Genomic DNA, 8,443 nt, shown 5'->3' on the forward strand with positions numbered 1-8,443 from the left:
ACGCGGAGCTCTCCGCCGGCTGGACGATCATCGCCGCAGTCAACGGCGGCTACCTGCTGGCCCTGGTCGGCCGGGCCCTGTCCGCGGCCCTGCCGCACCGGACCCCGTCCCCGTCCCCGCCCCGCGTCGGGGCCCGGACCGGTGGCGGATCGGGACCCCGGCGGCCGTGGCCCTCACCGTGGCCGTGCTCGCCGCCGCCAACCCGGTCCTGCACCGGACGACGGCCCCGTACCGCTTGCTGACGGCCGTCCTGGTCTGCGTCGTGCTGCTCGGCGTGCTCCGGTGGGCCGGCGGCGGCCCGGCGGACGCCGGTCTGGCGCCCCACACCCTGGCCCGCGGCGCCCGCTGGGCGCTCACCCTGATCGCCCTGGTCGCGGCCGTCTACCTGGCCGCCGCCCTGCTCCCCGCCACCCGCCCCCTGTTCGAGGACCGGCGCTACGACCGGATGGACGGGGCCGACGTCCTGGTCCGCGCCCTGGTCCTGGTCCCGGTCGGCACGGTCCTGCTGGAGGAGACCGCCTTCCGCGGTGTGCTCTACGGGCTGCTGCGCCGGTCCCGCGGCGCGGCCTGGGCCACGGGCGTGTCGAGCGTGCTGTTCGGCCTGTGGCACGTCCTGCCGTCCCTGCACCTGGCCACCGCCAAGCCCGCCCTGACCGCGGTCCTCGGCGACTCCTGGCTGGGCGCCGCCGCGGCGGTCGTGGGTGCCGTCCTGTTCACGACGGCGGCGGGCGTGCTCTTCTGCGCACTGCGGCGCCGCAGCGACAGCCTCCTGGCGCCCATGGGCCTGCACTGGGCGGTCAACGCCTTCGGCTACGTCTTCGGATTCCTGCTGCGCTGACCGCGCCCCGGCCACCGGGCGACCTCACTGCTCCGGCCCGACGATGTCCCTCAGCCGGTCCAGGTCCTGCGCGGTGAACCCGGAGGGGCGCATGACGGCGTTCCAGCCGTCGACGTACGACACCTTGTAGGTGTGGCCGTGACCGTCCGGGACCCCCGTGGAGAACGGCAGGTCGGCCGTGACCTGCCAGAAGGTCACGAAGGGGATCCAGACCATCGACTCCAGCACGTCGTCACCGGGCGCCTCGCCGATCCAGTCGGGCTCCCCGAGGACCAGGCTCGGGCTCCACCAGACGATCGGGTCGGAGGGGTTCATCAGGTACAGGACCCGCGTGCCGTCCCACGCCCGCCCCTGCGGCGGCACCCCGGCGGCCGGGTCGCCGGTGAACCGGACGGTGCGCCCGTCCTTGTACACGGGTGCGATCTCGGGGCTTCCCGGGTCCCGGTGGTCGCTGAACTCCCGGAACAGCGTGTTGAAGTTGGGCGGACCCACGAACAGCGTCCCCGCGGTGCGGTTGCGCAGGTCGTACTCCCCGCTGAACGCCGTCTCCCCGCCGAACGACCCCAGGCTCTCACCCGCCACGAACAGCCGCGGCCGGTCGTCGGCGGGCAGCTTGGACCAGGTCTCGTAGACGGCGTCGAAGAGCTCGCGGCCGGCCTCCCGCGCCTTGGCCTGGTCGACCAGGTACGACAGCCACGACGGCAGGTACGAGTACTGCATCGCCACGGTGGCCGAGTCGCCGTTGCCCAGGTACTCGAACGTGTCCACCGCGGCGGGGTCGACCCAGCCGCTGCCCGTGGTGGTCATCACCAGCAGGTTCTCCCGCTGGAAGCCGCCCGCCCGCTCCAGGTCCGCGACGGCCCGGGCCGCGCGCGTCTCGGCGTCGTCGGCCGTCGACAGCCCGGCGTAGGCCCGCACGGGCTCCCGGGCCGAGCGGTGCGTGAACGCACCGATCTCCTCGGCCGACGGCCCGCTGCCGGTGAAGGCCCGGCCCTCCCGGCCCAGCGAGTCCCAGGGCACGAGCGATCCGGGCCCGCCGGAGCGCAGGACCGACGTGGGACGCTCCACGCCTTCGGGCGTCTGCGTGTCGCGCAACGAGAACGCCTCGTTGGCCGCGTTCACGATGCCCTGCAGCAGCACCCCGGAGAACACGGCCCACGCCAGCGCCGCCACCGCGATCCAGCCGACCGCCCGCGCCGCACGCGGGCCGATCCACCGTTCGAGCAGCCGGGCCGCCCGGCGGTACAGGGCCCGCAGCCCCCGGCCGGTCAGCAGCAGGAGCAGGAAGACCAGGGCCGCCACGAACGGGCAGGCGACGGCGGTGAGGACGTTGTAGTCGGTGACACCCATGAGCCGGCGGATCTCGTGCTGCCAGTACTGTCCGAGCCCGAACGCGAGCGCGAACAGCACGACCGCCGACACCGCGAACACCAGCCACGACCTGCGCGAGGCGGCCCGCGCCTCCCGGTCGGCGAACGCGCGCCCCACGTACGCCGCGACGACGCCGAGGCCGTACCCGATCGCCGCGCTGATCCCGCAGATCAGCCCTTGCAGGATGCCGCCGCGCGGCAGCAGGGACGGGGTGAAGGACAGGCACGCCAGCACCAGCGCCCCCCAGCACCCGGGCAGCGACAGACCGAGCCGACGCCGACGCGCACCGGACGCGGCCGGCGGCCCCGCGGGGTCGCGCTGCCCGGCCGGGCCACCGGGACCGTCGCCCTGCGACGACGCGGCCGGTCCGGCAGGAACGGAAGCTTGCGGATCGTTGGTCATGGCTCGCCTCCGGGGTCATGTTCCCAGCGCCCGCCCGACGCCGCCATTCGGGGCCGTACGGCCGCGCGGCCGGTGCGCCGCCGAGGGGCACCCGGGGTGCCCGGCGCGGCCCGCTTGACCGGTGGGGCCCGGGGCCGCAGAGTCGGGATACGGCGCCGCGCGGGCGCGGCACCCCTGCCCGCCGGGCGTACCCCGCCCGGACGCCCGTCCGGTGACGCCGGACGGTCTGGACCTCCGGGAGCGGCTGAGCCGATGGTCGTCGACCTGGTCGTGATCGGCACGGCCATCACCCTGGGACCGCTGCACAACAGTGCCTTCATCCTGCTGCTCGCCTCGCGCCACGGCGTGCGCAAGGGCCTGGTCTTCCTGCTGTCCTGGCTGGCCGACCTGGTCGTGGTGGTCGCCTGTGTGGTCCTGCTGACCGGCGGGACTCCGCCCGTGCACCACAGCACCCCGTCGACCGCGGCGGACGCCGCCAAACTGGCCATCGGCGTCGGCCTGCTGCTGTACGGCGGCCACCGCTACCGGCGCCCGCCCCGCCCGCACCGGCCCCCGAGCTGGACGCGCCGGATCGACAACGCCTCGCTCGGCACCGCCGCCGCACTGGCCTGGCTGCTCCAGCCGTGGGCCATGGTCGGCGCCGGCGCGGCCGTGGTCGTCGACGCCGACCTCTCCTCCCTCTCCGACTGGCTCGCGCTGGCCGGCTACTGCCTGCTGGCCACGCTCAGCCTGCTGGTCATGGAGGTGTACGCCGTCCGGTCGCCCGGCGCCGCGCTGACCCGGCTGAACGCCCTGCGGACCGGGCTGGAGCAGCACCAGGAGCAGCTGGTCATCGCCCTCTCGCTGCTGGTCGGCCTCTGGCTGACCGCCAGTGGCACCTACCAGCTCGTCACCTGACCCCTCACCGCCCCGCGTCGCCGTTCTCCGCTCGCCGCCTGCCGTCAGCGGCGCAGCACGGCGAGCGCCGCGATGTCGTCGTCGAGGCGTCCCCGGCTGTAGCGCAGCAGGTCGCGGTGGAGGGCCGAGAGCAGCTCGCGGGGCGGCATCGCGGGCTGGCGCTGCATCCACGACGCCAGCGGGAAGAACTCGCCGTCCCGGGCCCGGGTCTCGGCGACGCCGTCGGTGTAGAGCAGCAGCAGGTCGCCGGGGGCGCAGTCGTAGGTGTCGACGTGGTAGTCGTCGCCGATCAGCTCCGCCAGGCTGAGCAGGGGCGACGGCGCGGCCGTCTCCAAGGTGTGCAGGTCCCCCTGGTGCAGCAGCAGCGGCGGGGGGTGTCCGCAGTTGAGGATGTCGATCCGGCAGCCCTCGTGCGGGATCTGCACGAGGAGCGCGGTCGCGAAGCGCTCCATCACCCCGTCGGAGGGGAAGGCGGCGTTGTACCGGCTGCTGCTGGCGTCGAGCCTGCGGGCGACGGCGACCAGGTCGGCCTCGTCGTAGGCCGCCTCCCGGAAGGCGTTGACGATCGCGGCGGCCGCCCCCACGGCCGGCAGGCCCTTGCCCCGCACGTCCCCGATGAGCAGCCTGACCCCGTACGGGGTGTCGGCCGCCTCGTAGAAGTCCCCGCCGATCCGGGCCTCCGCCGCGGCCGCGAGGTACAGCGACTCGATCTCGACGTTCCCGAAGCGGCGCGGCATCGGGCTGAGCACCACCTGCTGGGCCGCGTCGGCGACGAGCCGGACCTGGAAGAGGGTGCGCTCCCGCTGGAGCCTGAGGTGGCTGCCGTAGGCGGCGGCCACGGTGACCGCGATGATCCCCGCGGCCGTCCACCACGTCCCCAGGTCGGGGAAGACCAGGCTGAGGCCGATCATCAGCAGCAGGCAGACGGTCCCGAGCAGGACGGTGGGAAGGACCGGCCACATCGACGCGGCGAGGGCCGGCGCCGCGGGAAGGAGGCGGCTGAAGGCCATTTCCGGCGGGGTGGAGTAGGCCAGGCTGGCGATGACGACGGTCAGGATGACCGGCGACAGCCGCACAAGTCTTCCCGGGCCGGGGCGCCGACGCTGCCGCGTCCGTCCGGACTCGATCACACACCACAGAATATCTACGCAAAGGGTGCACAGCGCTCCGACGGACGCGCCCGGGCCCCCCGCCCCAGGTGGCGGCCGGGTCGCCGTTCAGCCGTCCAGGCTACGCATGTACTCCGGGGCGTAACGCTCGCCCGAGGCGACACCGCGCGGGGCCACGGCCTCGATCGCGGCGATGTCCTCGTCGGTGATCGTCACGGCAGTGGCCGCGATGTTCTCCTCCAGATAGCGGCGGCGCTTGGTGCCCGGGATCGGCACCGCGCCCCGGTGCAGCACCCACGCGAGGGCGAGCTGGGAGGGGGTCACGCCCTTGGCCCCGGCCAGCCGGCGGACGGCGTCGACCACGGCGAGGTTGCGGGAGAAGTTCTCCCCCTGGAAGCGGGGGTCGGTGCGGCGGAAATCGTCCTCGGCGAAGTCGTCCGGGCTGGTGATCGCACCGGACAGGAACCCGCGGCCCAGCGGGGAGTAGGCCACCAGGCCGATGCCGAGCTCGTCGAGGGCGGCCCGTACGCCGTTGTCCTCCAGGCCCCGTTCGAAGAGCGAGTACTCGGTCTGTACGGCCGTCAGGGGGTGCACGGCGTGCGCGCGCCGGATCGTGGCCGCGGCGGCCTCGCTCACCCCCAGGTAGCGCACCTTGCCTGCGGTGACCAGCTCCGCCATGGCACCGATGCTCTCCTCGACGGGCACGTCCGGGTCGATGCGGTGCAGGTAGTACAGGTCGATGCGGTCGGTGCCCAGGTGACGCAGCGAACGCTCGGCGGCGCGGTGGATGTACTCGCGCCGGCCGTTGTGACCGTGGACGGTGCCGTCGTCGTCGATCTCGATTCCGGTCTTGGTGGCGATGACCACCCTGTCGCGCCGCCCGGCCACCGCTTTGCCGACGAGCCGCTCGTTGACGAAGGGCCCGTAGGACTCGGCGGTGTCGAGCAGGGTCACGCCCAGCTCCAGGGCCCGGTCGAGGGTGGCGAGCGCCTCGGTCTCGTCGGTGGCGCCGTAGTAGGCGCTCATGCCCATGCAGCCGAGTCCTTCGGCGCCGACCTGCAGGCCCTGGGTGCCGAGTGCGCGCAGTTCCATGACGTTCTCCTTGCCGCAAGGGGTCCGCACCGACGGGTGCGCCCCGTACGCTATCGCCGGCGCCCGGGTCGGCCCCGGCGGCGACACGGCGGGCGCGAGCGGGTTCCGCGCCGCCCGGGCGACCGCGCAGGCTTTCGACGGCGGGACGGCGTCGGTCCGCGTCAGTCCGCGTCAGTCCGCGTCGGCCCCGTCGCCGCGCGCGGTGCGCCCCCCGAGGTCGGAGTCGGTGAGGGGTTCGAGCTCGCCGTGGGTGTCGAGCCAGTACAGCAGGGCGACGGCCGGCCCGATCAGCACCAGGGCGACGAGGCTGACCACCAGCAGCCAGGCCAGGGTCTGGGGATCCCCCGCGGCGTCCGCCACCGTCAGCGAGGTGGGGATCAGGTAGGGCCGCTGGGCCAGGCCCCAGGCCAGGACGGCCGCGCCGACGGCGGCGACGGCGCCGGCCCGGGCCCACCGGGCGCGACCGCGCAGCACCAGCAGCCCCGTGACGGCGAACGCGGCGACCGACCCGGCCGCGAGGACCAGCCCCGCCCCATGAGTCAGCCCGTGCCACACATGGGGCGCCTCGGCACGGGTGACGAGGAGGACGCCCACTGCGGTCACGGCGACCGCGGCCCACGCGAGCAGGGCGCGGGCCCGGAAGTAGCCCACGAGATCGGGCGCCTCGAAGCGGGCGGCGTCGGCGGTCAGGAACACGGCGCCGAGCAGCGCGGTCGCGGCCACGGTGAGCAGCCCGAACGCGAGGGAGGCGGGATGGGCCCACGCGTGCGCGGCGGACTCGGTACCCGGCGCGACGCGTCCCGCGGCGATGGCGCCGACCGCCGCGCCGAGGCAGAACGGGGTCAGCAGGGAGGCGATGGCGAAGGCGGCCCCGTACAGGCGCCGGCGGGACAGCCGGCGGACGGGTTTGCGCAGGGCGAAGCCGGCGCCGCGCAGGACCATGCCGAGGGCGGCCACCGCCAGGGGGAGCCACAAGGCGGTGAAGACCGTCTGGAACAGCACGGGGAACCCGGTCCACATGAGGACGAGGACGAACACCAGCCAGACGTTGTTGACCTCCCACACCGGCCCCATGGCGTGGTCGATCAGCCGGCGCGGGCGCCTGCCGCGCTCGGCCCCGCCGGCCGTCAGGTCCCAGAAGCCGGCCCCGTAGTCGGTCCCGCCGGCGCAGGTGTACGCGGCCACGGCCAGCAGCAGCACGAAGGCGACGAGCGAGCCGGCCATCAGCCGCCCCCTCCACCGGCCGCGCCGGTACCGGCGCCGGGTCCGGTGCCGCCGGTCGCCACCGGGGGCCGGGGCCCGTACGGCGTCACCGCCTCGGGCCCCTCACGGTCGGCCGACCGCCACCGGTCGCGCATCTTCAGCAGGACCAGGACGAACGCGGCGAAGATGGCCACGTACACCACGATCACCAGACCGAACATGGTCCACAGCGCGGTGGACCGGGTCGACGTCACGGCCTCGGCCACGCGCATGTTCCCGTAGACGATCCACGGCTGGCGGCCCACCTCGGCGGTGACCCAGCCGCACTCCACGGCGACGAGCGACCCGGCACCGGCGCACGCGGCGCCGCGGTAGAACCACCGCGAGCGGGGCAGCCTGCGGTGCCTCAGCCAAACCAGGCCGTACCAGAGGGCGAGGAGCGCGAGCAGCGATCCGATGCAGACCATCACGTCGAACGCGGTGTGGGCGAGCGTGGCCTGGGTGGCGGTGGGCCGGGCGTCCGCCGGCACCGAGGACAGCCCCTGCACGACGGTGTCCGGGCTGAACCCGGCCAGCACGGAGTCGACTCCGGGAAACTTGATGCCGCCCGCAACCGATCCGTCCGACTGCAGACGGCCGAACAGGTACTCGGGCTGGTGGCTGCCGGTCCGCCAGACGATCTCCATCGCCGCGAACTTCACCGGCTGCGCGCGGAACACCGCCCGGGCGATCGCATCACCCAGCACGAACTGCACCGGAGTGGCCGCTGCGGCCAGCGTGAACGGCACGGTGAAACCCAACCGGTGGTAGCGGTCCCGCCGACCGCGAAGCCATCCGACCGCATAGACCCCGGCCACGACGTAGCCCGCCGTCATCAGCATGGCCACCACGAAATGCCAGTACTGGGGCCCCAACATGGGCGTGAAGAGCGCCTTCCAGACGTTCACGTCGACCGGGTCGCCCTGCGGGTCGAGGGTGAAGCCCTGAGGGGTGTTCATCCACGCGTTGGCGGAGATGATGCCGAACGCCCCGAGCAGCGCCGCGGCCGGCAGGGGCAACCCCAGCAGGAAGTGCGTACGCGGCGGCAGCCTGCGCCAGCCGTAGAGGTAGACGGCGATGAGCACGGCCTCCAGGAAGAACGCCCACGCCTCCACGCCGAACCCGACGCCGAACACATCGCCCCACCTGCCCATGAGTCCTGGCCACAGCAGCCCGAACTCGAACGACAGCACGGTGCCGGTGACCACACCGATCGCGAACTGCACGGCCATCACGGCCGACCAGCGCCGGGCCAGCAACAGCGCCAGGGGGTCGTCGCGGCGCAGGCCGCGGTGGTGCATGACGAGGGTGATCAGCGGCAGCGCCACCCCCATCGGCACCAGGAGGATGTGCGCGGCGAGCGTGAACGCCATGAGCTGCCGGGCCGGCAGCAGTTGCGCCGGCCCGTCGGCGAGCACCTGCTGAACCACCAAATGCATGCACCCCGTCCTCACCTCGCCGACAGCCGGCTCCCCGCCACCCCGCCTACCCG

7 protein-coding genes and 1 pseudogene are annotated in these 8,443 nt (G+C 74.1%); 3 read left to right on the top strand and 5 right to left on the bottom strand.

Annotated elements, in window-relative coordinates; all coding sequences use genetic code 11:
• Both EF918_RS38610 and EF918_RS28135 read left to right on the top strand, forming a co-directional pair.
• A pseudogene (locus EF918_RS38610) lies at window positions 1-98 on the top strand (thioesterase family protein); the annotation flags it as partial.
• 68 nt (window positions 99-166) lie between these two features.
• On the top strand, window positions 167-838 hold the full coding sequence (locus EF918_RS28135; RefSeq protein ID WP_125651740.1) for a CPBP family intramembrane glutamic endopeptidase: 672 nt from the start codon (window positions 167-169) through the stop codon (window positions 836-838).
• 24 nt (window positions 839-862) lie between these two features.
• Here EF918_RS28135 and EF918_RS28140 read toward each other — a convergent pair whose 3' ends face one another.
• On the bottom strand, window positions 863-2,611 hold the full coding sequence (locus EF918_RS28140; protein ID WP_185921954.1) for an alpha/beta-hydrolase family protein: 1,749 nt from the start codon (window positions 2,609-2,611) through the stop codon (window positions 863-865).
• A gap of 252 nt (window positions 2,612-2,863) precedes the next feature.
• Here EF918_RS28140 and EF918_RS28145 point away from each other — a divergent pair, with 252 nt between their 5' ends.
• A complete protein-coding gene (locus tag EF918_RS28145; RefSeq protein WP_125651741.1) occupies window positions 2,864-3,508 on the top strand; it encodes a GAP family protein in 645 nt (214 codons plus the stop codon).
• Window positions 3,509-3,552: 44 nt separating this feature from the next.
• Here EF918_RS28145 and EF918_RS28150 read toward each other — a convergent pair whose 3' ends face one another.
• The 4 genes from EF918_RS28150 to EF918_RS28165 form a co-directional block, all read right to left on the bottom strand.
• Window positions 3,553-4,584 carry a PP2C family protein-serine/threonine phosphatase gene (locus EF918_RS28150; protein WP_260610748.1) on the bottom strand — a complete coding sequence of 344 codons (1,032 nt, stop codon included), beginning with the start codon at window positions 4,582-4,584 and terminating at the stop codon, window positions 3,553-3,555.
• A 141-nt stretch (window positions 4,585-4,725) separates the two neighbouring features.
• Window positions 4,726-5,709 (bottom strand): aldo/keto reductase, encoded by a 984-nt coding sequence (locus EF918_RS28155; protein ID WP_125651743.1) that lies wholly within the window; start codon window positions 5,707-5,709, stop codon window positions 4,726-4,728.
• Between the two features lie 171 nt (window positions 5,710-5,880).
• Entirely contained in the window at window positions 5,881-6,933 is a 1,053-nt protein-coding gene (locus tag EF918_RS28160; RefSeq protein ID WP_125651744.1) for a cytochrome d ubiquinol oxidase subunit II, read from the bottom strand.
• Complete coding sequence (locus tag EF918_RS28165) at window positions 6,933-8,390, bottom strand: cytochrome ubiquinol oxidase subunit I (protein WP_125651745.1); 1,458 nt, start codon at window positions 8,388-8,390, stop codon at window positions 6,933-6,935. Before EF918_RS28165 ends, EF918_RS28160 begins: the two co-directional genes overlap by 1 nt.
• Between the last annotated feature and the right edge of the window lie 53 nt (window positions 8,391-8,443).

Source organism: Streptomyces sp. WAC06614, assembly GCF_003949795.1.
Lineage (GTDB): Bacteria > Actinomycetota > Actinomycetes > Streptomycetales > Streptomycetaceae > Streptomyces.